Consider the following 25,967-nt stretch of genomic DNA (forward strand, 5'->3'; position numbering starts at 1 on the left):
CGCGACTGGATCGCGGTGATGAGCGTGATGCTCGGCGCGTTCATGGCAGTGCTCGACATCCAGATCACCAACTCGTCGCTCAAGGACATCCAGGGCGCCCTGTCGGCGACCCTGGAAGAAGGCTCGTGGATCTCCACCTCCTACCTGGTGGCCGAGATCATCATGATCCCGCTGACCGCCTGGCTGGTGCAGCTGCTGTCGGCGCGGCGCCTGGCAGTGTGGGTGTCGGCGGGTTTTCTGGTGTCGTCGCTGCTGTGCTCGATGGCCTGGAACCTGGAAAGCATGATCGTGTTCCGCGCCCTGCAGGGTTTTACCGGCGGCGCGCTGATCCCGCTGGCCTTCACCCTGACCCTGATCAAGCTGCCCGAGCATCACCGCGCCAAGGGCATGGCGATGTTCGCCATGACCGCCACCTTCGCCCCGTCCATCGGCCCTACTCTGGGCGGCTGGCTGACCGAGAACTGGGGCTGGGAATACATCTTCTACATCAACATCCCGCCCGGCCTGATCATGATCGGCGGCTTGCTGTACGGCCTGGAGAAGAAGGAAGCACACTGGGAGCTGCTCAAAAGCACCGATTACACCGGCATCCTGACGCTGGGCGTCGGGCTTGGCTGCCTGCAGGTGTTTCTTGAGGAGGGGCATCGCAAGGACTGGCTCGAGTCGGGGCTGATCGTCACCCTGGGCAGCATTGCCCTGGTCAGCCTCATTACCTTCGTGATCGTGCAGTTCTCGAAACCCAACCCGCTGATCAACCTGCGCATCCTGCAGAACCGCAATTTCGGGTTGTCGAGCATTGCCAGCCTGGGCATGGGCGTGGGGTTGTACGGTTCGATCTACCTGCTGCCGCTGTACCTGGCGCAGATCCAGAACTACAACGCCCTGCAGATCGGCGAAGTGATCATGTGGATGGGGGTGCCGCAGCTGTTCCTGATCCCGCTGGTGCCGCAACTGATGAAGGTGATTTCGCCGAAGATCCTCTGCACCATCGGCTTCGGGCTGTTCGGGCTGGCGAGTTTCAGCTCGGGGGTATTGAACCCGGACTTTGCCGGCACCCAGTTCAACCATATCCAGATCATCCGCGCGCTGGGGCAGCCGATGATCATGGTGACCATCTCGCTGATTGCCACGGCCTATATCCAGCCGCAGGACGCAGGCTCGGCGTCGAGCCTGTTCAACATCCTGCGCAACCTGGGCGGGGCCATCGGCATTGCGCTGCTGGCCACGCTGCTGGATGCGCGCACCAAGGTGTATTTCGACTACCTGCGCGAGGCGGTGGTACCGACCAATGCCGCAGTGGCCGAGCGGCTGACCTTGCTGACCGAGAAGCTGGGCAGCGAAGGGGCAGCACTGGCCAGGCTGAGCGAGATCACCCATCAGCAGGCGATGATCATGGCGTACAACGATGCCTTCCATTTTGTCGGCATCGGGCTGGCAATCAGCATGGTGGCGGTGCTGTTGACGAAGAAGCTGCCGCAGGGGTTGAAGGCGGGCGAGGCGCACTAGACCGCGTTGAAGTCTTCGCTGGCAAGCCCGCTCCCGCAGGTACTCCATTGCCCTTGGCGTCAATGTGATCCTGTGGGGGCAGGCTTGACCCGCGAAAGGCCCGTCAGACCGTGAGCAATCGCTCACGCAACTGCGCGATCTCGTCGCGCATCTGCGCTGCAGCCTCGAACTCCAGGTCCCGCGCCAGCTGGTACATCTTTTCTTCCAGCGCCTTGATGCGCTTGGCGATCTCGCCAGGCGAACGCAACTCGGCCTCGTAACGCTCGCGCTCCTCGGCGGCCTTGGCCATGCCCTTGCGCTTCTTGCTGCGCGAGCCGGGCACGTTGGCGCCTTCCATGATGTCGGTGATGTCCTTGACCACGCCCTTGGGCACGATGCCGTTGGCCTCGTTGAAGGCCATCTGCTTGTCGCGGCGACGCTCGGTTTCGCCGATCGCCCGCTCCATCGAACCAGTCATATTGTCGGCGTACAGGATCGCGCGGCCGTTGAGGTTGCGCGCCGCGCGCCCGATGGTCTGGATCAGCGAGCGCTCCGAACGCAGGAAGCCCTCCTTGTCCGCATCCAGAATCGCCACCAGCGAGACCTCGGGCATGTCCAGGCCCTCGCGCAGCAGGTTGATACCCACCAGCACATCGAAGGTGCCCAGGCGCAGGTCGCGGATGATCTCGACTCGCTCAACGGTATCGATGTCCGAGTGCAGGTAGCGCACCCGCACATCGTGATCGGCCAGGTAGTCGCTGAGGTCTTCGGCCATGCGCTTGGTCAGGGTAGTGACCAGCACCCGCTCCTCCACCGCCACACGCTTGCGAATCTCCGACAGCAGGTCATCCACCTGGGTCGTGGCAGGACGCACCTCCACCTGGGGGTCGACCAGACCGGTCGGGCGCACCACCTGCTCCACCACACGGCCAGCATGCTCGGCCTCGTAGTTGCCCGGCGTGGCCGAGACGAAGATGGTCTGCGGGCTGACCGACTCCCATTCGTCAAAGCGCATGGGCCGGTTGTCCAACGCCGAAGGCAGGCGAAAGCCGTACTCCACCAGGGTTTCCTTGCGCGAGCGGTCCCCCTTGTACATGGCCCCCACCTGCGGAACGCTGACGTGGGATTCGTCGATCACCAGCAACGCATCCGGCGGCAGGTAGTCGTACAGGGTCGGCGGCGGCGCGCCGGCCGGACGCCCGGACAGGTAGCGCGAGTAGTTTTCGATGCCGTTGCAGTAGCCCAGCTCCAGGATCATCTCCAGGTCGAACCGGGTGCGCTGCTCCAGTCGCTGGGCCTCGACCAGCTTGTTGTGCTTGTGCAGGTACTCCAGGCGTTCCTTGAGCTCCGCCTTGATCCCGTCCATGGCCTCGAGCAGGGTTTCGCGCGGGGTCACGTAGTGGCTCTTGGGGTAGAAGGTGAAGCGCGGCAGCTTGCGGATCACCTCGCCGGTCAGCGGGTCGAAGGCCGCGATGTTCTCCACCTCGTCATCGAACAGCTCGATGCGGATGGCCTCCAGGTCCGATTCGGCCGGGAAGATGTCGATCACGTCGCCGCGCACACGGAAGGTGGCGCGGGCAAAGTCCATGTCGTTGCGGGTGTACTGCAGGTCGGCCAGACGGCGCAGCAAGGCCCGCTGGTCGAGCTTGTCGCCACGGTCCACGTGCAGCACCATCTTCAGGTAGGTTTCCGGGCTGCCCAGACCATAGATGCACGACACCGTGGTGACGATGATCGCGTCACGCCGCTCCAGCAGCGCCTTGGTCGCCGACAGGCGCATCTGCTCGATATGGTCGTTGATCGAGGCGTCCTTCTCGATGAAGGTGTCGGAGGACGGCACGTAGGCTTCGGGCTGGTAGTAGTCGTAGTAGGAAACGAAATACTCCACCGCGTTGTTCGGGAAGAATGACTTGAACTCGCCATACAACTGGGCGGCCAGGGTCTTGTTCGGCGCCAGTACCAGAGTCGGGCGCTGCACCTGGGCAATCACGTTGGCGATGCTGAAGGTCTTGCCCGAACCCGTCACCCCGAGCAGGGTCTGGTGCGCCAGCCCGGCCTCGATCCCCTCGACCATCAGGCGAATGGCTTCGGGCTGATCACCCGCCGGCTGGAAACGGGTGACGAGTTGAAACTCGGACATGGTGAACCCCTGGAAATGAACGGATACAGGCAACTGTATTTATAGACAGTACTTATACCCAATTGGTGGTGCCCGGCGCCAGTTTCAAGGCAAACCACGGACTGTTTCACAGTATTGACCGGCGCAAGCGACTGACGGTCGAAAAATATTCGCGAAAACAGCAGTAAAAGCTGCGACAGACTGTCGCCGTGACCGATGGGTATCACTATACTGACTCCCCGTTTGCGCACCGCTTCAGTGCATTCGGCTGGAGCGTGCGACCTCTATCACTCTCCATTCAGAGCCAAGGTAAAAATGAGCCTGTTTTCCGCTGTCGAGCTGGCACCCCGCGACCCTATCCTGGGCCTCAACGAAGCGTTCAATGCCGATACCCGCACCCACAAGGTGAACCTGGGCGTTGGTGTTTACTGCAACGAAGAAGGGCGTATCCCACTGCTGCGTGCAGTCATCGAAGCCGAAACCCAACGCGCCGCCCAGCACGCCTCCCGCGGCTACCTGCCGATCGACGGCATCGTGGCCTACGACCAGGCCGTGCAGAAGCTGCTGTTCGGTGCCGATTCGCCCCTGCTGGCCGCCGGCCGTGTGGTCACCACCCAGTCCGTCGGTGGTACCGGCGCCTTGAAGATCGGCGCTGACTTCCTCAAGCAGCTGTCGCCCAATGCCACTGTCGCAATCAGCGACCCGAGCTGGGAAAACCACCGCGCCCTGTTCGAAACCGCCGGTTTCCCGGTCAAGAACTACCGCTACTACGACGCCGCCACCCATGACGTCAACCGTGCCGGCATGCTCGAGGACCTCAACGCGCTGCCGGCCGGCTCGATCGTGGTACTGCACGCCTGCTGCCACAACCCGACCGGCGTCGACCTGACCCCGGCCGACTGGAACAACGTGCTCGAGGTGGTCAAGGCCAAGGGTCACATCCCGTTCCTGGACATGGCCTACCAGGGCTTTGGCCAGGGCATCGCCGAAGACGCCGCTGCCGTGCGCCTGTTCGCCGAATCGGGCCTGGACTTCTTCGTCTCCAGCTCGTTCTCCAAGTCGTTTTCGCTGTACGGCGAGCGCGTCGGCGCCCTGTCGATCGTCACCGAGTCCAAGGAAGAGGCCACTCGCGTGCTGTCGCAGGTCAAGCGCGTGATCCGCACCAACTACTCCAACCCGCCGACCCACGGCGCGACCATTGTCGCCACCGTGCTCAACAGCCCCGAGCTGCGCGCAATGTGGGAAGCGGAACTGGCCGAGATGCGCCAGCGTATCCACGGCATGCGCAAGCAGATGGTCGAGCTGCTGGCCCAGTACGGCGCACAGCAGGACTTCAGCTTCGTGGGGCGTCAGTGCGGCATGTTCTCCTACTCGGGCCTGACCGTCGAGCAGGTGGCACGCCTGAAGGACGAGCATGCGATCTATGCTCTGGATACCGGTCGTATCTGCGTCGCCTCGTTGAACCAGAACAACATTCACGTGGTGACCAAGGCGATCGTCGAGGTCCTGTAACACCTGATTGCTCAGGGGGAGCTTGACTTCCCCTTAGCAATCAGTAAGATACGCCCCAGATTCCGCGATAGCTCAGTCGGTAGAGCAAATGACTGTTAATCATTGGGTCCCAGGTTCGAGTCCTGGTCGCGGAGCCAAACATCGTTTCAGAGCGTGCTTGCACAGCTTCTGAAATACTCGAAAAACCCGCCTTTTGGCGGGTTTTTTCGTTTTGGTCTTCAGCCCGGGCCAAGGCTGCCTGGCGATACAGGCTGCGACAGGCTATTGCTGCCCGATTGGAAAGAACTGCCCGGCACTCCATACGCCCAGCCATGGCTGCCCATCGATGTCACGCGTTACAGCCAGCTCTACCAGCTGGTAAAACACGCTGCGATGGATCAGCGCCTCGAGGTTGTTGCGCATGTGCACGTAAGGCGAAGGCTCCTGTGTCAGCGGGTCGATCACGAAGCGCAGCGGGTGCTCGGGCCCGGCCTCGACCACATCCTCCACATTGCTGGTGAAGCGCAGCACCTGCTGCTCACCACTGCCCTGCACGTCCATGAGCACCGCCACGAACGGCGCATCATCGACCTGGATTCCGACCTTTTCCACAGGCGTGACCAGGAAGTAGTCATCACCGTCGCGACGGATGATGGTGGAGAACAGACGCACCATCGGCTTGCGACCAATCGGGGTGCCCAGGTAGTACCAGGTACCGTCGCGGGCGATTCGCATGTCGATGTCGCCGCAGAAGTCCGGATTCCACAGGTGGACCGGCGCCGGACCTTTGCCGACCTTCGGGAGTTGCGCCAACAGGTCATTGGCCTTGCCGGTATCCACCATCATCTGCTCCTCAGCGGCTCATGCCCAACAAACTGCGAGCGTAATCCTCAAGCGGTGCCGCAATCAAATCCTGCGGCTGATTGTCGTGGAACGTCAGCAAACCGCCACGGCTGCGGATGCTCACGGTATCGATCAGATAGCGGGTACTGGTTTCGATCAGCATCAGCTGAATTCTTCCGGTGTCGACACCCAGGCGGTCCACCGCCTGCTCGTCGTACCACTCGTCACCATTGCCGATACGGTTGTCGGCCTTGGCAAAACGCGCATACAGCAGGTAATGCGCGCCCACGTCACGCGCCTGGGACAAGGCATCCTCCAGCCCCAGCGGACCCTCGGCACGTCGCACCAGCGGGAAGTACTCGACAAAGGCCTTGAAGGCTTCCTCGGCCACCACGTTGGGCCGTGGATAGGCATTGCCCGGCGGCACGAACACGCCCTGACCGATGAAGACGAACGAGTCGGGCTGCAGGCGCACCGACAACGAACGGCGGGTTTCGCTATGGTCGAGCAGGCCGGCGTCGCTCATGTGGTAGCGCACACCTTCGCCCATATCGCTCACATTCATGCAGCCACCCAGCGCCATCAGCGCCAGCAGCAGAACCAGGCTACGCATCTTTCCTCCAGAAGCCGGTGACGGAAAACCGGCGAACAGCCGCCAGATGCAGGTTTTGCGCCAGCTGGAGGGTATGGCTCAACCGCCGATGATCTTCATCACCGTGGCACCGCCTGAAAAAGCCACGGCCTGCTTGTCGCCCAGGGCCTTCATCAACATGCCCTGCAAGGCCGGCAACGCCTGGTGGCGCGGCTTGTCGAGCAGGTCACCGATGAAATGCCGGTTGCTCGACGACAGGCAGCCATGCAGCCACCCGGTAGAAGACAGACGCAGGCGCGAGCAGGTTCGGCAGAACGGCACGCTTTCGTTGGCGATCACGCCGAAGTGGCCTTGCCCCGGCACCCGGTAGCGCAATGCAGTGGCGTCCACTGGCGCATCGGCCTGGGCGTACTCGTGATGCTCGCCGATCAGTTGCAGCAACTGCTCCAGGCTCACGAACTGCTGCAGGAAAGCGTTGTGGTCACTGGCCAGGTGCCCCATGCGCATCAGTTCGATAAAGCGCAGTTCATAGCCATGGGCCAGGCAGTAGTCGAGCAGCGGCACCACCTGATCGAGGTTGCGCCCGCGCAGTGGCACCATGTTCACCTTGATCTTCATGCCGGCGTCGCTGGCCTTGTGCATGCCATCGAGCACGCTGGCCAGATCCCCGCCACGGGAGATCCCGCGGAAGGCATCGGCGTCGAGGGTATCAAGGGAGACGTTCAGGCGCCGGATGCCGGCATCCAGCAGCAATGGCAGCTTGCGCGCGAGCAACTGGCCATTGGTGGTCAGGGCGATGTCATCGAGGCCGAGCACCGACACGCCAGCCAGGAAGGCTTCGAGCTTGGGACTGACCAGGGGTTCGCCACCGGTGATACGCAGGCGCTCGATACCGGCAGCTTCGATCAGCCAGGCCACCCCACGCACCATGGCCTGGGCCGAGAGCTCATCCTGCGCTGCGACCAGACGCTTGCCGTCCGGCACGCAATAGGTGCAAGCATAGTTGCACGCCGCGGTGAGGCTGACGCGCAGGTTGCGAAAACGTCTGCCTTGACGGTCGACGATCATGGAGCACTCCGGCAAGTGTGAATCGGGCTTGCAAAACCTGACTCAGAAATCAGTTTTTTGCAAGCCTCTTACCTGAGTATATGCCTGCACGGCGCCAGCGAGCATTCAGCTGCCAGATGGCTCCGGGTCGCGCTTGCGCTTGTTGCCCATGCGCACGCCAATGTCCATGAGGAACTGGAAGAAGCCTTCCTGGTCCTCCAGCACATTGCTCCAGAACGGCGAGTGATACAGTGCCACCGCGCCATGCACCAGGGCCCAGGCTGCGCAGTAGTGGAAATACGGCGGCACGTCCTCGAGCTTGCCCTCGGTGATGCGACCCTTGATCAGCAGGGTCAGGCGCTCGAAGTTGGAGGCACGGATCTTGTGCAGCTCCTCGACCATTTCCGGCACCTGGTTGCCTTTGACCACCTTCTCTTCGAGGCGGTCGAACAGGCGGTAGCGCTGCGGGTCGCGCATGCGGAATTCGAAGTAGGCACGCGACAGGGCCTCCTTGTCGCGATCCACATCGGCAGAGTGCAGCAGTTCGTTCAAATCGCGCTCGTAGTCGAGCATCAGGCGCAGGTAGATCTCCGCCTTGGACTTGAAGTGCTTGTAGATCGTGCCTTTGCCGATACCCACGGCGTCAGCGATCATCTCGACGGTGACACTGTCTTCACCCTGTTCGAGAAACAGCTTGAGCGCGGTATCGAGAATCTCTTGCTCTCGGCGACGAAACTCACGGACCTTACGAGGTTCTTTCTGCATAAGAAGGACTGGATCAAAATCGAAGCCCGTTATTATGCCTAACTTGCGCAAAAATGCACGGATCATCCGCGCATGCCTATGTTTCTTGATGAGTTTGAGCAGGCCGGCGACCCGGTTGCCCGAAGCGGACCTCCCCTTCCCCCTGCCCCAGACGTGCAATCCAGGCGGTCAGGCGCACGGCAGAGCAATGCGTGCTCAGCAGGGCCGCACGTATTCCAAATCTGTTTAAAAAACGATCAACCCTTGGTGGAATCGCGGCGAACCTGACCAATACTTGAGGTGTTGGCGCGACGCATCCCCCCAAGTGACGCGCCGATAAGGGTGAACACGGACCGCTCGCCTTTGTTTTACTCCTAATGGTCTTAACCCGGATTCCCCCCCAGAACCCGGGTTTTTTTTGCCCGCGCGACCGCCACGGCGACCGCGCAGCGGGGTCAGGCCACCCGCACCCGCGCCAGGGGGAACAGACGCCTGAAGTTCTCGGTGGTCTGTTGCGCCAGCTGCTCGTAACGCTCCCCCCGCACCAACGCGATGAACTCCGCCACGTCACGCACATACTCCGGCAAGTTCGGCTTGCCGCGGTGCGGAATCGGCGCCAGGTACGGTGAGTCGGTCTCTACCAGCAAACGATCTGCCGGCACCTGCCGCGCCACATCACGCAACGCGTCGGCATTGCGGAACGTGACAATCCCCGACAACGAAATGTAATACCCCAGGTCCAGCGCTGCCTTGGCCATCTCCCAGTCTTCGGTGAAGCAGTGCAGCACGCCCGCCTGCGGCAATGCCGCCTCGCGCAGCAGGGTCAGGGTATCGGCGCGCGCCGCACGGGTGTGGATGACCACCGGCTTGCCGGTGAGCCTGGCCGCCTCCAGGTGCAGGCGAAACGACGCCTGTTGCAACTGTGCAGCCTCGGGCTCGTAGTGATAGTCCAGCCCGGTCTCACCAATGGCCACCACCTCGGGGTGGTTCAGTTCGCCGAGCAGCCAGTCCAGCGCCGGCGCTTCGCCTGGCGCCAGGTCCAGCGGGTGGATGCCGACTGAGCAGTCCACATCAGGGTAGCGCGCTGCCAGCGCCCTGACCTGGGCCGCATTGTCGGCACTTACGCCGATGCACAGGAAATGCCCGACACCCCGTGCCCGCGCGGCATCCAGCGCGGCATCCAGGGAGCCACCATGGGCGGCGAGGTCGAGACGGTCGAGGTGGCAATGGGAATCTACAAGCATGGGCGTAATGACAACACTGAAAATGGAGGATCGAAAGGCCAGCTCAACGCTGACCCGGCAACAGGGCCCAGGAGGCCAGCAACGCTTCGAGCAACAGCACGCGGTTGAGGTTGGCCTTGTTCAGCACCTTCTGGCGCTGCACAAGAATCCAGTCCTGGATATCCAGCACCTTGCCCTGCGGGCTTTTCTGGGCAAGGTACTGCACGACCTTGCGCATGTCGGCCAGCCCCAGGCCCTCTTCGTCCTGGGTCAGCTGATAGCGCAGGATCAGGTTGGACCAGTCGCAGAACCAGTCGAACAGCAACAATAGCGGGATGCTGTTCCAGCCTTCGGCCAACTGGGTCGCGGACTGCTGCTGCTTGAGCAGCTTCTTGACCCCCTCGACCACCTGCGCGCGCTGCTCGCGCACACCCTGGGCCTGCAGGCTGACAGCCAGCAGTGGCGAACCTGCTGCAAGGCTCAGCAGTTCGTGGCGCTCGGCCTCGTCACTGTTGGGTAACGCGGCTGCCAGCCACGCCTCGCTCTGCGCCTGACTTGGCAACGGGCAGGCCTGTTGCTGGCAACGGCTCCTGATGGTCGGCAGCAACCGGCTGGGCTGGTGACTGACCAGCAACAGCACGGTATCGCCCGAAGGCTCTTCGAGGCTCTTGAGCAAGGCGTTGGCAGCGTTGATGTTCATTGCCTCGACCGGCTCGATGAGAATCACCTTGCGTCCGCCCATCTGCGCGGTCTGCACCACGAAGCTGACCAGGTCACGCACCTGGTCGACCTTGATCGGCTTGTCGGCCTCTTCAGGTTCCAGGATGTAGTTGTCCGGGTGACTGCCCGCCTTCAGCAACTGGCACGACTTGCAGTGCCCGCACGCCTCAAGCCCCTCGGGCTGGCGGCACAGCAGAAACGCCATCAGGCGCTCGGCCAGCGCCCGCTTGCCGATGCCTTGCGGGCCGTGCAACAGGTACGCATGGGCATGCTGTGTGCGCCCGGCCAGTTGCTGCCAGAGCGTCGCCTGCCACGGGTAGGCCTCAGCCACGGCAACGCTCCAGGATCTGCGGCAGCAACGCATCCAGGGCGAGTTGAACCCGAGCCAGCGGTTGCGCGGCATCGACCAGGTGATAGCGCGCCGGGTCGGCGGCTGCGCGGGCCAGGTAGGCCTGGCGAACAGCCTGGAAAAACGCCTGGCCTTCCTGCTCGAAGCGATCCAGCCGCCCGCGCGCCGCTGCGCGCGAAAGGCCGACCTCCACCGGCAGGTCGAACACCAGGGTCAGGTCGGGGCGCAGGTCGCCCTGGACGAAGGTTTCAAGGGTGGCAATGCGCTCGACCGACAGCCTGCGGCCACCGCCCTGGTAGGCATAGGTGGCATCGGTGAAACGGTCGCACAGGACGATGGCGCCCCGCGCAAGCGCCGGGCGGATCACCTGGGCCAGGTGCTGGGCGCGCGCGGCGAACACCAGCAACAGCTCGGTGTCGGCATCCATCGTCTCATCGCTGGGGGCCAGCAACAGTTCGCGGATGCGCTCGGCCAGCGGGGTGCCGCCCGGCTCGCGGGTCAGCACCACATCCAGCCCGTGGGCGCGCAGGTGCTCGGCCAGGTACTCGCGATTGGTGCTCTTGCCCGCGCCTTCGGGACCTTCCAGGGTGATAAACAAGCCGCTCACAGGCAGTCCTTAATCAGGGTCATTGCGGGGTAGGTTCGCTGGCCGGGGGAACATCCGGCTGCACCGAGGGCTCGGCAGGCTGCGGTGCAGCCTGGGGCGCCTCGGGCGCAGGAACCTCGTTCGGGGTGTCGCCGGCGCTTGGCGCCGGGCTTGAACGGTAGTCGGCACGCCGCTTGATCTGGTACTCGCGCACGGCAGAATTGTGCGCCCCCAGGTCGTCGGAGAACACATGGCTGCCATCGCCCCGGGCGACGAAGTACAGGCTGCTGCCCGGCTCCGGGTTCAAGGCCGCGTGAATGGCTTCACGCCCGACCATGGCAATCGGCGTCGGCGGCAGGCCGGCGATCACGTAGGTGTTGTAGGGCGTGGGCTCACGCAGGTCGGCGCGGGTGATCTTGCCGTTGTAGCGTTCGCCCATGCCATAGATCACGGTAGGGTCGGTCTGCAGCAGCATGCCGATCTGCAGGCGACGCACGAAGACGCCGGCGATCTGACCACGCTCCTGTGGCACGCCGGTTTCCTTCTCGACCAGCGAGGCCATGATCAGCGCCTGGTAAGGGTCGCGATAGGGCGCAGCCGGGGAGCGCTCGTTCCACTCCTTGGCCAGCACCTCCTCCAGGCGCGCGTACGCCTGCTGCAGGAACTCGACATCGCTCATGCCGCGCACGAACCGATAGGTGTCAGGGAAGAAGCGCCCCTCGGGGAACACGCCCGGGTGCCCGAGCTTGTCCATGACCTCGCTGTCGCTCAGGCCATCCAGGGTCTGGCGGATCTTTTCATGTCTGGCCAGTGCCGAGCGCACCTGGCGGAAATTCCAGCCCTCGACCAGGGTCAGGCTGTACTGCACCACGTCACCACGCCGCCACGCCTCGAACAGGTCGCGCACGTTCATGCCGGGGGTCATGCGGTACTCGCCGGTATGCAAAGCCACGCTCGGCATGTTGAAGCGCCAGTAAAGGCGCAGCCAGAAGGCGTCGCGGATCACGCCGTCCTGCTGCATGCGGTAGAACATGCGGTTGGGCGTGGTGCCGGTAGGAACATCGAGCAACCGCTCGCCGGTCAGGTGCAGCGGCTGCTCCAGCGCCGAGTGCACCTTCCAGGCCGAGAAGCCCAATAGCAGGCCGGCCAGGATCAACCCGGTCTCCAGCAGCACCAACAATTTACGTCTCACGAATCAGGCATCCAGTAGCGTACGGGCAATGGCCTGCAGTTTACGGGTGAGCGGCCCCGGCGACCAGTTCAGCGATGCAAATGCACGCACCGGCCATACGCCATACACGCTGTTGCACAGCAACACCTCGTCGGCCTGCTCGAGATCGGCCAGCGCCAGGTCGACCACACGGGCCGTGATACCGTGGCGCGGCGCCTCGTCCAGCAAGGCAGCGCGCATTACCCCGGCCACGCCGCAACGCGCCAGGTCGGCGGTGTACAGCACGCCATCGCGCACCACGAACAGGTTGCTGTAGACACCTTCTATCACGCGCCCGGATACATCACGCATCAAACCTTCAGCGTACTCGGCGCCCTGCCACTCGGCCCGTGCCAGTACCTGCTCCAGGCGATTGAGGTGCTTGAGCCCGGCAAGCAAGGGTTGCTCGGCCAGGCGGGTCTGGCAGGCAAACAGCCTTACCCCCTGCTCGGCGTTCTGCGGCGGGTAGCTGGCGGCGGGGCTGGCCTGAAGAATGCGACGCGGCGGTGCACCGGCAGCCGGGGCATAGCCGCGCTGACTGTCGCCACGGGTGAGAATGAGCTTGAGCACGCCATCACCCAGCAAGCCGGCATAACGGCATACCTCGTCGCGGATGAGCGGATGATCGGCGTCGATCGCCAGGCGCTGGCAACCCAGCGCCAGGCGGTCGAGGTGATACGTCAGCAGTGAGGGCTGCCCGGCCCGCACGGCGATGGTCTCGAACAGACCATCGCCATAGGCCAGCCCGCGGCTGCCCAACGTCAGGGCGTCAGCCGGCAGGCCATCGACCCAGCTGTGCATCACCCGGCGAACCGGCGGAACACCAGCGAGCCATTGGTACCGCCAAAACCGAAGGAGTTCGACAGCACGACCTCGATCGGCATGTTGCGCGGCTGGTGCGGCACGAAGTCCAGGTCGCAGCCTTCATCCGGCTCATCGAGGTTGATGGTCGGCGGCGCCACTTGCCCATTGATGGACAGCACGCTGAAAATCGCCTCTACCGCGCCGGCAGCCCCCAGCAGGTGACCGGTCATCGACTTGGTCGAGCTCACGGCCAGCTTGTAGGCGTGCTCGCCGAACACCGACTTGATCGCTGCCACTTCGGCCAGGTCGCCGGCAGGCGTCGAGGTACCGTGGGCGTTGATGTAGCCGACTTCGCTGGGGTTCACGCCCGCATCGCGCAAGGCGTTGGCCATGCAGCGGGCCGCACCGGCGCCGTTGTCGGGTGGCGAAGTCATGTGGTAGGCGTCGCCGCTCATGCCAAAACCAACCAGTTCGGCATAGATGGTCGCGCCCCGCGCCTTGGCGTGCTCGAGCTCTTCGAGCACCAGCGCACCGGCACCGTCGGACAGCACGAAACCGTCACGGCCCTTGTCCCACGGCCGGCTGGCACGGGTTGGCTCGTCGTTGCGCGTCGACAGCGCACGCGAAGCGCCAAAACCGCCCATACCCAGGCCACAGGCCGCCATCTCTGCGCCACCGGCGATCATCACGTCGGCTTCGCCGTAGGCGATATTGCGCGCCGCCATGCCGATGCAGTGCGTGCCCGTGGTGCAGGCAGTGGCAATGGCGTAGTTGGGCCCCTGTACACCCAGGTGGATCGACAGGAAACCGGAAATCATGTTGATGATCGAGCCTGGCACGAAGAACGGCGAAATGCGCCGCGGGCCTTGCTCGTGCAAGGTCCGGCTGGTTTCTTCGATATTGGTCAGGCCGCCGATGCCCGAACCCATGGCCACGCCGATACGCTCACGGTTGGCATCGGTGACTTCCAGCCCGGCATTGCGCACCGCCTGGAACCCGGCCGCCAGGCCGTATTGAATGAACAGATCGAGCTTGCGGGCTTCCTTGACCGACAGGTACTGCTCGACTTCAAAGCCCTTTACCGAGCCGCCAAAACGGGTGGAGTAGGCAGACAGGTCAGTATGCTCGATCAGACCTATGCCACTGCGGCCAGCCAGAATGCCTTGCCAACTGCTTGGCACATCCGTGCCCAGTGGCGACAGCATACCCATACCGGTGACCACGACGCGTCTACGCGACACAGCACTCTCCTTATTCTATGGTCTACATCTCATGCAAAGAAAAAACCGCACGCCAGTAACGGCAGTGCGGTTTTTCCATGACAAGAAGCGACGACTACAAAGTCTTAAGCCTGGTGGCTGGTGACGTAGTCGATGGCTGCTTGAACAGTAGTGATCTTCTCGGCTTCTTCGTCAGGGATTTCGGTCTCGAATTCCTCTTCCAGAGCCATCACCAGCTCAACGGTGTCAAGGGAATCGGCACCCAGATCTTCTACGAAGGAAGCGGTGTTGACCACTTCTTCTTCTTTAACGCCCAGTTGCTCGGCGACGATTTTCTTGACGCGTTCTTCGATGGTGCTCATACCTAGTTTTCACTCCTAATGGATATATGTCAGGCAGCTGGCCGGTGTGTAAGTTTATAGAAAGACGCCCGCTTTTCAAGCGTAATGCATCCCTCGAACTTCACACCCACCTGCCGCCTAGAATTTGGTTGCAGCTTTATAACGGATTTTAGACAGCTCGTATGACATTTTTTTGAAGCAATCCGTCACATTTAACTACATGTACATCCCGCCGTTGACCGGGACAGTAGCACCGGTCACGTAAGCTGCGCCGTCAGAGGCCAGGAACGCAACCACTTTCGCGATTTCGTCGACCTGGCCCAGACGACCCAGCGGAATCTGGTTTTGCAGCGCTTCACGCTGTGCCTCTGGCAGTTCGCGGGTCATGTCGGTATCGATGAAACCCGGCGCTACCGAGTTCACGGTGATCGCACGGGAGCCGACTTCACGCGCCAGGGCGCGGCTGAAGCCTTCCAGGCCGGCCTTGGCGGCGGCGTAGTTGACCTGGCCGACGTTACCCATGGCCCCAACGACCGAACCGATGCTGATGATACGACCCCAGCGCGCCTTGGTCATGCCGCGCAGCACGCCCTTGGACAGACGGTAGAGGCTGTTGAGGTTGGTATCGATGACGTCGAACCACTCGTCGTCTTTCATGCGCAGCATCAGGTTGTCGCGGGTGATGCCGGCGTTGTTGACCAGGATGGTCGGCGCACCGAACTGCACCTGGATAGAAGCGAGGGTGGCGGTGACCGACTCGTCGCTGGTCACGTTCAGCTCCAGCCCGGTACCGGCGATGCCGTGCTCCTTGAGGGTCGCGGCAATACGCTCGGCGCCGGAGGCGGACGTGGCGGTACCGATGACGGTGGCGCCCAGACGCCCCAGTTCCAGGGCGATCGCCTGGCCAATGCCACGGCTGGCGCCGGTGACCAGTGCAACTTTACCTTGCAGGCTCATGCAAGTTTCTCCTAAATCAGGCCAGCGCCGCACGGGTGGCGGCGAAAGCATCCGGGGTATTGAGGTTGAAGGTGTTCACGCCGTCGGCGCAGCGCTTGTTCAAGCCGGCCAGCACTTTGCCGGGGCCGCACTCGACCAGTTGCACCGCGCCATTGGCAGCCAGGGTCTGCACGCATTCGACCCAGCGTACCGGCTTGTACAGCTGCTCCAGCAGGTCGCGTTTGAGGGTATCGAGATCGCCAGCCACGCCCGCACTGACGTTCTGCACCAGCGGGATCTGCGGGGCCTGCCAGTCGATGGCGTTCACCGATTCGGCAAACCGCTCGGCGGCCGGGCGCATCAGCTCGCAGTGCGACGGCACGCTGACCGGCAGCGGCAGCGCACGTTTGGCGCCGGCGGCCTTGCAGGCTTCCATGGCGCGCTCTACAGCAGCCTTGGCACCGGCAATGACAACCTGGCCCGGGGAGTTGAAGTTGACCGCACTGACCACCTCACCCTGCGCGGCCTGAGCACACAGGTCCACGACCACGGCGTCATCCAGGCCCAGAATCGCAGCCATGGCGCCCTGCCCGGCCGGCACGGCCTCCTGCATGAGCTCGCCGCGACGCTTGACCAGCTTGACCGCGTCACCCAGGCTCAGGCTGCCGGCAGCCACCAGCGCACTGTATTCACCCAGGCTGTGCCCGGAAACGAATGCAGGGCGCGCGCCACCTTCGGCCAGCCACAGGCGCCACAGGGCGATCGAGGCGGTCAGGATGGCCGGCTGGGTTTTGTCCGTCTGGTTGAGTTGTTCTTCCGGGCCCTGCTGGGTCAGTGCCCACAGGTCGTAACCGAGAGCCTCGGAGGCCTCACGGAAGGTATCGATGACCAGCGGGTACTGGGCGCCCAGCTCGGCAAGCATGCCGAGCGACTGCGAACCTTGGCCAGGAAAGACGAATGCGAGGGATGCAGACATTGAACAAGCCCCTAATGATCTTGTCGTCGAAAATAGCGCCCAGCCGGGGCTGAGCGCGAGAAAACTGACAATTGGATGGTAACGAGAACCAAGCGGTCACATTTATGCACGTCGTTGTGCCGATGCCTAAGGCAGCAGATCCTCCAGACGGCCGTGCAAGCGCTGCGGCAGGTTCTCCTGGATCTCGATCAGCGCCCGCTGTATCGCGCTCTGGAAACCCTGCACACCCGCCGAGCCATGACTCTTGATAACGATGCCCTGCAGGCCGAGAAAACTCGCGCCATTGTGGCGCGCCGGCGCAAGGTCGGCCTTCAGGCGACTGAGCAGCGGCATCGCCAGGGCACCTACCGCCCGCGCCATCAGGCCACGCTTGAACAGCGCCTCGATGCGCCCACCGATCATGGTGGCCAAGCCTTCGCTGGACTTGAGCAGGATATTGCCGACAAAGCCGTCGCACACCACCACATCCGCTTCGCCACGGTACAGGCCATCGCCTTCGACAAAGCCGATGTAGTTGAGGCCGCGGGCATTTTGCAGCAGCGTCGCAGCCAGCTTGACCTGCTGGTTGCCCTTGATGTCTTCGGTACCGATGTTGAGCAACGCCACGCGCGGCCGGGAAATGCCCAGCGCTTGCGCCGCCACCGAGCCCATCACGGCGAACTGGAACAGGTGCTCGGCGCTGCAGTCGACGTTGGCCCCCAGATCAAGCAGCTGGCAATAGCCGGTCTGGGTCGGTATGGCCGCCACCATCGCCGGCCGATCGATGCCGGGCAGGGTCTTGAGCACATAGCGCGACAACGCCATCAGCGCGCCGGTGTTGCCGGCGCTCACGCAGGCCTGCACCTTGCCATCACGCAATAGTTCGAGGGCCACGCGCATCGACGAGTCGGGCTTGCCACGCAGCGCCTGGGACGGCCGCTCGTCCATGCCGATCACTTCGCTGGCCGGCACAATATGCAGGCGCGCGCGATCCGCTGCCGACTGGCCAGCGATCAGATCTTCAAGGAGGGAGGGTTGACCGACGAGGGTCAGGTGCAGCGAGGGAGTAGCCGACAGGCAAGCAATGCTGGCCTGAACAATGCTGCGGGGACCGAAGTCCCCGCCCATTGCGTCAATCGCGATCTGAGCGGACAAGGATTACTCGTCAGCGCCCTTGTCGATCACTTTGCGACCACGGTATACGCCTTCTGGCGATACGTGGTGACGCAGGTGCACTTCACCAGTGGTTTTCTCTACGGACAGAGCGTTTTCCGAGAGAGCGTCGTGCGAACGGCGCATGTCACGGGCAGAGCGGGATTTTTTGTTCTGCTGAACAGCCATAATTGATTAACTCCTAAACGTTTGGGTCACGCTTTAACTGCGCCAATACACTGAACGGGTTGGACCGCGTTACCTCGTCCTTGCTCGGTTCGGGCTCATCGGCGCCCGCCGGCTGCTGGCATTCTTCCGGATGATGAGCAGGCACGATGGGCAAGGCGAGCAGAAGCTCTTCCTCGACCAATGCTTGCAGATCCAAAGGATCTTCGCCCAGTTCCAGCACGTCATAACCTTTCGGTAACGACTGGGTATTCGCACCCTCTTTCACCACAGCATATGTAGATTCGCTGTGGATCGGCAGGGTGACCAGCTCAAGACAACGCTGGCAAACCATCTTGACCTCGACGGTCAGAGCACTGTGGATAACCACGGTTTTCTGTTCGTCTCGCTCAAAATCGAATTTAGCCTGCACCGTACCGACATCGTCGGAAAGCGGGTCGCAGAGTCTCTCCAAATCGGCGAGTAGCAGCGTTCCTTCGAGAGAAACACCACGATCGGCCAATTTGCGCGGGTCAACGTGAGGTGGAATCGGGTCATTCAACATAGGCGCAGCATTCTAGGGATGCCCCCCGCCCCTGTCAAAGGAAATTCGGCCCCGTTCAACATGTTAGAATCGGCGCACCTGCTCAGGAGTTCATCATGCTGCCCTTGTTACTGGCTTCCAGCTCACCCTACCGGCGCGAATTGCTGGCGCGACTGCAACTGCCCTTTGCCTGGGCAGCGCCCGATATCGACGAACAGCGCATCGGCGAAGAGCCCGCCCCAGAGCTGGTCAAGCGCCTGGCCAGGCACAAGGCCGAGGCATTGGCTGCCAGCCATCCGGGGCACCTTATCATCGGCTCCGACCAGGTTGCCGTGCTGGGCGAACAGATTCTGGGCAAGCCACACACCTTCGAAAAGGCCTGCGAGCAATTGCTGGCTGCGAGCGGCAATCACGTCACCTTCCTGACCGGCGTGGCGCTGCTCAATACTCAGAGCGGCCATTGCGAGGTCGATTGCGTGCCATTTACCGTGCACATGCGCGAACTGGACCTGCCACGCATCGAACGCTACCTGCGCGCGGAACAACCCTACGACTGCGCCGGCAGCTTCAAGTGCGAAGGGCTGGGGGTGAGCCTGTTCCAAAGCACCCACGGCTGCGATGCCACCAGCCTGGTGGGACTGCCGCTGATCCGACTGGTCGACATGCTGCTCAAGGAAGGGGTGAGCATACCGTGAGGGCAAGCCAATACCAGCAATAAAAAACCGGCCATCTGGCCGGTTTTTCATTAATCAGCACACTCAGCGCAGTGCCGGCCCCTGAAAGCCCATCCACATGGCAAGGTGCTCGGCGACGCTGGCACCCAGGCGCTTGGAGAAGCGATCAAACGGCGACTCTTCGACGGTGAAATCAACCAGGGTCTTCTCCCCCACCACCTCACGCGCCACATAATCGGCATTGCCCAGGGCGTCCACCAGCCCCAGCTGCACGGCCTGCTCACCCGACCAGATCAGCCCGCTGAACAGCTCGGGATGCTCCTTGTCCTTGAGCCGCTCGCCGCGCCCCTGCTTCACACTGGCAATGAACTGCTTGTGGGTAGTGTCCAGCACACCCTGCCAGAAGGCCGTTTCGTCCGGTTTCTGCGGCTGGAATGGATCAAGGAAGGCCTTGTGCTCACCCGCCGTATAGGTACGACGCTCGACACCCAGCTTCTCCATGGTGCCGACAAAGCCGTAGCCAGCTGCCGTCACACCAATCGAGCCCACCAGGCTGGCCTTGTCGGCATAGATCTGGTCAGCCGCACTGGCGATATAGTAGGCACCCGACGCACCCAGGTCGCTGATGACCGCGTACACCTTGACCGACGGCTTGGCGGCCTGCAGACGACGAATCTCGTCATAGATGTAGCCAGACTGCACCGGGCTGCCGCCCGGGCTGTTGATACGCAGCACCACCGCCTTGGTCTTGGCGTCGTCGAAGGCCGCACGCAGGCTGGCTATCACGTTGTCGGCGCTGGCCGGCTCCTTGTCCGCAATGATCCCGCGCACCTCGATCAGCGCCGTATGGCTCGCGCCACGAGCGGCGGTCTTGTCGATATCCATCAGCGGCGAAAACAGGGCCAGGATGCCGAACAGGTACACGAACGTCAGCAGCTTGAAAAAAATACCCCAGCGCCGGGCCCGACGCTGCTCCTGCACGCCCGCCAGCAAGGTCTTCTCGAGCAGCTTCCAGCTGGTGCGCTCTTCGTTCTTTTCGGCGTCAGGCGCCTTCCACTCGTCAGTCATGCTCACCTACCCTGGAAATTCGATTGCAGCGGTTCGGCCTAGCCACGCCTGCAATTGTGAAAAGTGCTGTATGGACAACTGCGGCTCGTAAACGCTCAATGCCTCGAGCGACAGCGCCCCATGCCCCACCGCCACCGAATGTATGCCGGCATTGCGCGCCATCAGCAGGTCGAACGACGAATCGCCCACCATCAACGCACGGCTCGCCGGCACCTGGCAATGGGCCAGGATCTCCTCGAGCATGCGCGGGTGCGGCTTGCCCATGGTTTCGTCGGCAGCCCGGGTAATGTCGAAGAACGTTTCCCAGCCATTGGCCACCAGCACCCGGTCCAGGCCGCGACGCGCCTTGCCGGTAGCGACTGCCAGGCGATAGCCATCGGCCCTGAACGACTCGAGGGCCTCGACCACGCCGGGATACAACGGCGACGGCTGGGTATCCAGGGCCATATAGATGTCGGCGTAATGCTGACGAAACGCCATGACTTCAGGCTGATCCAGATGCGGGTACAGCGTGCTGATCGCCTCGGGCAGCGCCAGGCCGATGATGCCCTTGACCGCCTCGTCCGAGCACAGCGCATAGCCGGCACGCTCGGCCGAGCGATGCATCGCTTCGACGATGCGCCCGATCGAATCGGCCAGCGTGCCGTCCCAATCGAAGATCAGCAGGTCGTAATCACGGCGCACTCAAACGCTCCACGGTCTTGGCCCACATGTCGTCCACCGGCGCCTCCAGCTTCAGCTCGCCGCCATCGGGCAACGGCACGGTCAGCGCATAGGCATGCAGGAACAGGCGCTTGCCGCCCAGCTCGCGGATCTCGCGAGTGAAATCCTCGTCGCCATACTTGCTGTCGCCGGCGATGCAATGCCCGGCATGCAGGGTATGCACGCGAATCTGGTGGGTACGGCCAGTAATCGGGCGTGCCTCGACCATGGTCGCGAAATCGCCGAAACGGCGCAGCACGCGAAACAGGGTGAGCGCCTCCTTGCCTTCGTCGTTGATTTCCACCATCCGCTCGCCGGAACGCAGGTTGCTCTTGAGCAGCGGCGCATTGACCTGCTTCTTGGCCGTGGCCCAGTGACCACGCACCAGCGCCATGTAGCGCTTGTCGACGCCGTCACCGCGCAACGCGGCATGCAGATGGCGCAACATGCTGCGCTTCTTGGCGATCATCAGCAGACCGGAGGTATCGCGATCGAGCCGATGCACCAACTCCAGCTCCTTGGTATCCGGGCGCAACTGACGAAAGGCTTCGATCACACCGTAGTTCAGCCCGCTGCCGCCGTGCACGGCGATGCCAGCAGGCTTGTTGAGCACGATCAGGGCCTTGTCTTCGTACACGATGGCCGCTTCGAGTCGCTGAAGCAGGCCCTGTGCCAGCGGCACCGGCTCGTCACGCTCAGGCAGACGAACGGGCGGCACGCGCACGATATCGCCGGCCTGCAATTTGTACTCTGGCTTGATCCGTCCCTTGTTCACCCGCACTTCGCCTTTGCGCAAAATGCGATAAATCAAGGTCTTGGGAACTCCCTTGAGTGCAGTGATCAGGAAGTTGTCGATCCGTTGGCCGGCAAGTTCCGGCGCGACCTCGATCAGCTGGACGCCGGAGGTCGGAGGGGTAGTAGTCGTCATTTGCGAATCATAACAATTTTTTATGGATTTGAAGCACTTAATGATTGCTGCTATAGTCGCGAACGCCGCCAAAAGCGGCTGGCCAGCGGACCAATGGCTTTGAGCCGGCCCTGACCTACGCAATTCTCGAGGACGCGAGGCCGTCCGACGGGGCTTTCGCCAGTTTACAGAAGTGCCTGGAATCGCTACCAGCGCCGATGAGAGAAGACCGATAAAAAACAACAAGAGCGGTGTTTGACCCTCCTGCACGTTTTTTTCGATGCCCACTCCTTCAGTGCAGTCGCTTTCACGCAGTCACGGCGAATGCTTCGGAAATACCAGCCTTAGCCATAGAAAGCGCGGGCTCCCGTATGGAGCTGGCGATAACTGCAACCCGTTGCGGATTCAGCGCGCGGCAGCACCCGAATTATCAGGGATACGTGTAGGGTGGAGATGCACAACCGTCGGACCGTGTAGCACTGCGTCCAGTCCACAGGCCCTCTGGCCCGCGACCGGACCCGGTCTTGATCAAGATGCCCCAGGGTGTCCACGGCCGAAGGCTGATTCCTCCTCCTGACTGAGTGCATTTGACACCACAGCTAGCAGGACGCGTCGTCGCGACTTCGGCAGCACTGGGCGACCAGTCCGACCGCAAGCCGCTGGACACGGGATGGTCCGCCACCCCTGACGCACCCTGACACCGACCGTGAGAAGTCGTGTGTGCCGAACGCCGTTTCCGGCAGCCCGGAAACCGACGGTACTACATGAAAAGAATGCTGATTAACGCGACTCAACCCGAAGAGTTGCGTGTTGCTCTGGTAGACGGCCAGCGCCTCTACGATCTGGACATCGAGTCCGGTGCACGCGAGCAGAAAAAAGCCAACATCTACAAGGGCAAGATCACCCGCATCGAGCCCAGCCTTGAAGCCGCCTTCGTCGATTTCGGCTCCGAGCGCCACGGCTTTCTGCCCCTCAAGGAGATCTCCCGCGAATACTTCAAGAAGTCGCCCGAAGGCCGGGTGAACATCAAGGAAGTGCTGAGCGAAGGCCAGGAAGTCATCGTCCAGGTCGAGAAGGAAGAGCGCGGCAACAAGGGCGCCGCCCTGACCACCTTCATCAGCCTGGCCGGTCGTTACCTGGTCCTGATGCCTAACAACCCGCGTGCCGGCGGCATCTCCCGTCGCATCGAAGGCGAAGAGCGCAACGAACTGCGCGAAGCGCTCAACGGCCTGGTTGCCCCTGCCGACATGGGCCTGATCGTTCGCACTGCCGGCCTGGGCCGCAGCAGCGAAGAGATGCAGTGGGACCTGGACTACCTGCTGCAACTGTGGACCGCCATCAAGGAAGCGTCCCTCGACCGCGCAGCGCCGTTCCTGATCTACCAGGAAAGCAACGTCATCATCCGCGCCATCCGCGACTACCTGCGCCAGGACATCGGCGAAGTGCTGATCGACAGCGTCGACGCCCAGGAAGAAGCCCTGACCTTCATCCGCCAGGTGATGCCGCAGTACGCCAGCAAGATCAAGCTGTACGAAGACAGCGTGCCGCTGTTCAACCGCTTCCAGATCGAAAGCCAGATCGAGACCGCCTTCCAGCGCGTCGTCGACCTGCCATCGGGCGGCTCGATCGTGATCGACCCGACTGAAGCCCTGGTGTCCATCGACATCAACTCGGCGCGCGCCACCAAAGGCAGCGACATCGAGGAAACCGCCCTGCAGACCAACCTGGAAGCGGCCGAGGAAATCGCCCGCCAACTGCGTCTGCGTGACATCGGTGGCCTGATCGTCATCGACTTCATCGACATGACCCCGGCCAAGAACCAGCGCGCCGTCGAAGAAAAGGTGCGCGAGTGCCTGGAAGCCGACCGTGCCCGCGTACAGGTCGGCCGCATTTCGCGCTTCGGCCTGCTGGAAATGTCCCGCCAGCGCCTGCGCCCTTCCCTGGGCGAAAGCAGCGGCATCGTCTGCCCGCGCTGCAGCGGCACCGGCATCATCCGTGACGTCGAGTCGCTGTCGCTGGCAATCCTGCGCCTGATCGAGGAAGAAGCCCTGAAGGATCGCACTGCCGAGGTGCGTGCCCAGGTGCCGATCCCGGTCGCCGCGTTCCTGCTCAACGAAAAACGCAACTCGATCACCAAGATCGAACTGCGCACCCGGGCGCGTATCGTCATTCTGCCGAACGACCACCTGGAAACCCCGCATTTCGAAGTGCAGCGCCTGCGCGACGACAGCCCGGAAGCCCTGAACAACCAGTCCAGCTACGAAATCGCTGCGACCGAAACCGAAGAAGTGCAACCGGCTGCCGCCACCCGCACCCTGGTTCGCCAGGAAGCCGCGGTCAAGACTGCACCGGCCCGCGCCAATGCTCCGGTACCGGCTCCGGAAGCCCCTGCTGCCCCAGCCGCCCCGGTACACGCCCTGCCAGAGCCAAGCCTGTTCAAGGGCCTGGTCAAGTCGCTGGTCAGCCTGTTCGCCGGCAAGGAAGAACCTGTGGCCGCCGCACCGGTGGTAACCGAGAAGCCTGCCACCGAGCGTCCTCAGCGCAACGAGGAGCGTCGCAACGGTCGCCAGCAGAGCCGCAACCGCAACGGTCGTCGCGATGAAGAGCGCAAGCCACGCGAAGAGCGTGCCGAGCGCGCGCCACGTGAGCCGCGTGAAGAACGCCAGCCTCGCGAAGCCCGTGAAGAGACCTCGACCCGCGAAGAACGCGCACCACGCGCCCCGCGTGAAGAACGTCAGCCGCGTGCCCCACGCGAAGACCGTCGCCCACGCGAAGATCGCCCGGTACGCGAACTGCGTGAGCCTCTGGATGCCACCCCGGCCCCGGCCGTTCGCGAAGAACGTCCTGAGCGCGCCCCGCGCGAAGAGCGTCAGCCACGTGAAGAGCGTGCACCGCGTGAAGAGCGCGCACCACGTGAAGAACGTGCCCCTCGCGAGGAGCGCGCACCGCGTCCGCCACGCGAAGAGCGTCAGCCACGCCCGGCCGAGCCGGTCGAGGATGCGGCCGAAGAGCAACTGCCAAACGAAGAGCTGCTGCAGGATGACAACCAGGAAGGCGCCGAAGGCGATCGTCCACGTCGTCGCTCGCGCGGTCAGCGTCGTCGCAGCAACCGTCGTGAGCGTCAGCGTGATGCCAACGGCAATGTGGTCGAAGGCAGCGAAGACGGCACCGAAGAAGGCGCCGAACAAGCTGGCGAACAACCTGCTGCCGCGGAAAAACGTAGCGAAGGCAATGCGCAGCCTTCGGGCGTGGAACTGGCTGCCGGCCTGGCCGTGACTGCCGCCGTTGCCACCAGCAACATCAGTGCCGACGCCGAGGCCCAGGCCAACGCTCAGGCCGAGCGTGCAACTGCTGCTGTCGATGACACCCCAGCCGTCGTGGCCGAAACGCCTTTCGAGGCCGGCACCGTCGAACCAGTGGTTGTCGAAACCAGCACCGAGTCGAACGAAACCGTTCAACAGCCCGCTGCCGAAGAAGCTGTTGCTGAACAAGCGGCCATCGCCCCTGTGATCGAACAACCGTTCGAAGCACCGGTGCAGGCAGTCGAGTCGAGCATCGAGCCTGTCGTCGAAGTTGCTCCGCAACCAGTCGAGGCCCAGATCGAGGCCGAGGCCAAGGTAGAGGCTCTGGTGGAAGCACCGGCTCAAGCCCCTGAGCAGGCGCCAGCTGTCGAAGCGCCCGTCGAGGCACCTGTAGCTGCCGAGCCGGTCATCGCCCTGCCGAGCGAGCCTGAAGCGCCGGCTGCAGTCGAAGCCGAGCCGGTCATTGCCGCTGAGCCAGCACCGGTCGCCGAGGCACAGGCACCGATCGCCGAGCCTGCCGAGGTTGAGGCACCGGTCGTCACGCTGGCCAACGGCCGTGCACCGAACGACCCGCGTGAAGTGCGTCGCCGCAAGCGCGAAGCTGAAGCCGCAGCGGCCGCCGCTGCTGCCGAGCAGTCGCAGGAAGCTGCAGAAGAGCATAAACCGCTCGTCTGACGGCCATTAAAAAGCCCCGCCAGTGCAAACTGGCGGGGCTTTTTGTTGCCTGATGCCTGGTGGTGGATGTGTCACCAACAACGCCGAACCCGCAGGAATCGGCGCTGCCAGCG

Annotated in this window: 24 protein-coding genes and 1 tRNA gene; 5 read left to right on the forward strand and 20 right to left on the reverse strand. The window is 63.0% G+C overall.

All coding sequences use genetic code 11. The annotated features are described in order from the left end of the window. Nucleotides 1–15 precede the first annotated feature (15 nt). Complete coding sequence (locus tag FW760_RS19680) at nt 16–1,506, forward strand: MDR family MFS transporter (protein ID WP_173925078.1); 1,491 nt, start codon at nt 16–18, stop codon at nt 1,504–1,506. Nucleotides 1,507–1,609: 103 nt separating this feature from the next. On the opposite strand, the gene uvrB is transcribed toward FW760_RS19680, so the two are convergent. Continuing rightward, nucleotides 1,610–3,625: an excinuclease ABC subunit UvrB gene (uvrB, locus tag FW760_RS19685; protein WP_043862865.1), complete on the reverse strand. Its 2,016-nt coding sequence runs from the start codon at nt 3,623–3,625 to the stop codon at nt 1,610–1,612. Between the two features lie 294 nt (nt 3,626–3,919). On the opposite strand from uvrB, the gene FW760_RS19690 reads away from it, so the two are divergent. Together FW760_RS19690 and FW760_RS19695 are read left to right on the forward strand one after the other, a co-directional pair. Next, nucleotides 3,920–5,116, forward strand: coding sequence for an amino acid aminotransferase (locus FW760_RS19690; RefSeq protein ID WP_078479732.1), 1,197 nt, complete (start codon nt 3,920–3,922; stop codon nt 5,114–5,116). A gap of 61 nt (nt 5,117–5,177) precedes the next feature. Continuing rightward, a tRNA-Asn gene (locus FW760_RS19695) sits at nt 5,178–5,253 on the forward strand. 124 nt (nt 5,254–5,377) lie between these two features. On the opposite strand, the gene FW760_RS19700 is transcribed toward FW760_RS19695, so the two are convergent. The 16 genes from FW760_RS19700 to FW760_RS19775 all read right to left on the reverse strand — a co-directional run bounded on the left by FW760_RS19700 (nt 5,378) and on the right by FW760_RS19775 (nt 18,547). Beyond that, entirely contained in the window at nt 5,378–5,938 is a 561-nt protein-coding gene (locus tag FW760_RS19700; protein WP_043862867.1) for a DUF1285 domain-containing protein, read from the reverse strand. Nucleotides 5,939–5,948: 10 nt separating this feature from the next. Beyond that, a complete protein-coding gene (locus tag FW760_RS19705; RefSeq protein WP_043862868.1) occupies nt 5,949–6,551 on the reverse strand; it encodes a DUF4823 domain-containing protein in 603 nt (200 codons plus the stop codon). 78 nt (nt 6,552–6,629) lie between these two features. Continuing rightward, complete coding sequence (locus tag FW760_RS19710) at nt 6,630–7,598, reverse strand: GTP 3',8-cyclase MoaA (protein ID WP_116055104.1); 969 nt, start codon at nt 7,596–7,598, stop codon at nt 6,630–6,632. A 105-nt stretch (nt 7,599–7,703) separates the two neighbouring features. Next, complete coding sequence (locus FW760_RS19715) at nt 7,704–8,342, reverse strand: TetR/AcrR family transcriptional regulator (RefSeq protein ID WP_054915804.1); 639 nt, start codon at nt 8,340–8,342, stop codon at nt 7,704–7,706. Between the two features lie 434 nt (nt 8,343–8,776). After that, nucleotides 8,777–9,565, reverse strand: coding sequence for a TatD family hydrolase (locus FW760_RS19720; RefSeq protein WP_054915805.1), 789 nt, complete (start codon nt 9,563–9,565; stop codon nt 8,777–8,779). A gap of 43 nt (nt 9,566–9,608) precedes the next feature. Continuing rightward, entirely contained in the window at nt 9,609–10,595 is a 987-nt protein-coding gene (locus tag FW760_RS19725) for a DNA polymerase III subunit delta' (RefSeq protein WP_116055106.1), read from the reverse strand. Beyond that, nucleotides 10,588–11,220 (reverse strand): dTMP kinase, encoded by a 633-nt coding sequence (gene tmk / locus FW760_RS19730; protein WP_100634429.1) that lies wholly within the window; start codon nt 11,218–11,220, stop codon nt 10,588–10,590. The genes FW760_RS19725 and tmk overlap by 8 nt, the downstream gene beginning before the upstream one ends. A gap of 19 nt (nt 11,221–11,239) precedes the next feature. Then, entirely contained in the window at nt 11,240–12,391 is a 1,152-nt protein-coding gene (gene mltG, locus FW760_RS19735) for an endolytic transglycosylase MltG (protein ID WP_078479734.1), read from the reverse strand. A 3-nt stretch (nt 12,392–12,394) separates the two neighbouring features. Next, a complete protein-coding gene (pabC, locus tag FW760_RS19740) occupies nt 12,395–13,210 on the reverse strand; it encodes an aminodeoxychorismate lyase (protein ID WP_058541074.1) in 816 nt (271 codons plus the stop codon). After that, entirely contained in the window at nt 13,210–14,454 is a 1,245-nt protein-coding gene (fabF, locus tag FW760_RS19745; RefSeq protein WP_116055108.1) for a beta-ketoacyl-ACP synthase II, read from the reverse strand. The genes pabC and fabF overlap by 1 nt, the downstream gene beginning before the upstream one ends. 104 nt (nt 14,455–14,558) lie before the next feature. Further along, nucleotides 14,559–14,795: an acyl carrier protein gene (gene acpP, locus FW760_RS19750; RefSeq protein ID WP_003175607.1), complete on the reverse strand. Its 237-nt coding sequence runs from the start codon at nt 14,793–14,795 to the stop codon at nt 14,559–14,561. 195 nt (nt 14,796–14,990) lie between these two features. Further along, nucleotides 14,991–15,731: a 3-oxoacyl-ACP reductase FabG gene (gene fabG / locus FW760_RS19755; protein WP_043862877.1), complete on the reverse strand. Its 741-nt coding sequence runs from the start codon at nt 15,729–15,731 to the stop codon at nt 14,991–14,993. Nucleotides 15,732–15,747: 16 nt separating this feature from the next. Continuing rightward, the gene (gene fabD, locus FW760_RS19760; RefSeq protein WP_100634427.1) at nt 15,748–16,686 is read right to left on the reverse strand and encodes an ACP S-malonyltransferase; all 939 of its coding nucleotides are present in this window, start codon (nt 16,684–16,686) and stop codon (nt 15,748–15,750) included. Nucleotides 16,687–16,812: 126 nt separating this feature from the next. Beyond that, nucleotides 16,813–17,820: a phosphate acyltransferase PlsX gene (gene plsX, locus FW760_RS19765; protein WP_078479736.1), complete on the reverse strand. Its 1,008-nt coding sequence runs from the start codon at nt 17,818–17,820 to the stop codon at nt 16,813–16,815. Nucleotides 17,821–17,823: 3 nt separating this feature from the next. Next, on the reverse strand, nt 17,824–18,006 hold the full coding sequence (rpmF, locus tag FW760_RS19770; RefSeq protein ID WP_010223221.1) for a 50S ribosomal protein L32: 183 nt from the start codon (nt 18,004–18,006) through the stop codon (nt 17,824–17,826). Nucleotides 18,007–18,019: 13 nt separating this feature from the next. Beyond that, the gene (locus FW760_RS19775) at nt 18,020–18,547 is read right to left on the reverse strand and encodes a YceD family protein (RefSeq protein WP_054915811.1); all 528 of its coding nucleotides are present in this window, start codon (nt 18,545–18,547) and stop codon (nt 18,020–18,022) included. A 95-nt stretch (nt 18,548–18,642) separates the two neighbouring features. Between FW760_RS19775 and FW760_RS19780 the strand changes: the two genes are divergently transcribed. Then, nucleotides 18,643–19,221, forward strand: coding sequence for a Maf family protein (locus FW760_RS19780; RefSeq protein WP_058541072.1), 579 nt, complete (start codon nt 18,643–18,645; stop codon nt 19,219–19,221). A gap of 63 nt (nt 19,222–19,284) precedes the next feature. Here the strand turns inward: FW760_RS19780 and sppA are convergent, their stop codons facing one another. Genes sppA through rluC form a run of 3 tightly spaced genes read right to left on the reverse strand, consistent with a single transcriptional unit; the run spans nt 19,285 to nt 21,898 of the window. After that, nucleotides 19,285–20,268, reverse strand: coding sequence for a signal peptide peptidase SppA (gene sppA / locus FW760_RS19785; protein WP_058541100.1), 984 nt, complete (start codon nt 20,266–20,268; stop codon nt 19,285–19,287). A gap of 6 nt (nt 20,269–20,274) precedes the next feature. Further along, on the reverse strand, nt 20,275–20,952 hold the full coding sequence (locus FW760_RS19790; protein WP_116055110.1) for an HAD-IA family hydrolase: 678 nt from the start codon (nt 20,950–20,952) through the stop codon (nt 20,275–20,277). Then, nucleotides 20,942–21,898 (reverse strand): 23S rRNA pseudouridine(955/2504/2580) synthase RluC, encoded by a 957-nt coding sequence (gene rluC / locus FW760_RS19795; RefSeq protein ID WP_043862884.1) that lies wholly within the window; start codon nt 21,896–21,898, stop codon nt 20,942–20,944. Before rluC ends, FW760_RS19790 begins: the two co-directional genes overlap by 11 nt. 743 nt (nt 21,899–22,641) lie before the next feature. Between rluC and rne the strand changes: the two genes are divergently transcribed. Beyond that, nucleotides 22,642–25,854, forward strand: coding sequence for a ribonuclease E (gene rne / locus FW760_RS19800; RefSeq protein ID WP_104572096.1), 3,213 nt, complete (start codon nt 22,642–22,644; stop codon nt 25,852–25,854). Nucleotides 25,855–25,967: the final 113 nt, after the last annotated feature.

The sequence above is a fragment of the Pseudomonas sp. 1176_21 genome (assembly GCF_052850635.1).

Bases quoted from the DNA above. Each gene is read 5' to 3' on its own strand.
- rne (WP_104572096.1), top strand. From the start codon at position 22,642: ATGAAAAGAATGCTGATTAACGCGACTCAACCCGAAGAGTTGCGTGTT.
- rpmF (WP_010223221.1), bottom strand. From the start codon at position 18,006: ATGGCTGTTCAGCAGAACAAAAAATCCCGCTCTGCCCGTGACATGCGC.
- FW760_RS19775 (WP_054915811.1), bottom strand. From the start codon at position 18,547: ATGTTGAATGACCCGATTCCACCTCACGTTGACCCGCGCAAATTGGCC.
- FW760_RS19715 (WP_054915804.1), bottom strand. From the start codon at position 8,342: ATGCAGAAAGAACCTCGTAAGGTCCGTGAGTTTCGTCGCCGAGAGCAA.
- sppA (WP_058541100.1), bottom strand. From the start codon at position 20,268: ATGACTGACGAGTGGAAGGCGCCTGACGCCGAAAAGAACGAAGAGCGC.
- uvrB (WP_043862865.1), bottom strand. From the start codon at position 3,625: ATGTCCGAGTTTCAACTCGTCACCCGTTTCCAGCCGGCGGGTGATCAG.
- pabC (WP_058541074.1), bottom strand. From the start codon at position 13,210: ATGCACAGCTGGGTCGATGGCCTGCCGGCTGACGCCCTGACGTTGGGC.
- fabD (WP_100634427.1), bottom strand. From the start codon at position 16,686: ATGTCTGCATCCCTCGCATTCGTCTTTCCTGGCCAAGGTTCGCAGTCG.
- FW760_RS19780 (WP_058541072.1), top strand. From the start codon at position 18,643: ATGCTGCCCTTGTTACTGGCTTCCAGCTCACCCTACCGGCGCGAATTG.
- rluC (WP_043862884.1), bottom strand. From the start codon at position 21,898: ATGACGACTACTACCCCTCCGACCTCCGGCGTCCAGCTGATCGAGGTC.
- acpP (WP_003175607.1), bottom strand. From the start codon at position 14,795: ATGAGCACCATCGAAGAACGCGTCAAGAAAATCGTCGCCGAGCAACTG.
- fabG (WP_043862877.1), bottom strand. From the start codon at position 15,731: ATGAGCCTGCAAGGTAAAGTTGCACTGGTCACCGGCGCCAGCCGTGGC.
- FW760_RS19720 (WP_054915805.1), bottom strand. From the start codon at position 9,565: ATGCTTGTAGATTCCCATTGCCACCTCGACCGTCTCGACCTCGCCGCC.
- FW760_RS19710 (WP_116055104.1), bottom strand. From the start codon at position 7,598: ATGATCGTCGACCGTCAAGGCAGACGTTTTCGCAACCTGCGCGTCAGC.
- FW760_RS19700 (WP_043862867.1), bottom strand. From the start codon at position 5,938: ATGGTGGATACCGGCAAGGCCAATGACCTGTTGGCGCAACTCCCGAAG.
- FW760_RS19705 (WP_043862868.1), bottom strand. From the start codon at position 6,551: ATGCGTAGCCTGGTTCTGCTGCTGGCGCTGATGGCGCTGGGTGGCTGC.
- FW760_RS19690 (WP_078479732.1), top strand. From the start codon at position 3,920: ATGAGCCTGTTTTCCGCTGTCGAGCTGGCACCCCGCGACCCTATCCTG.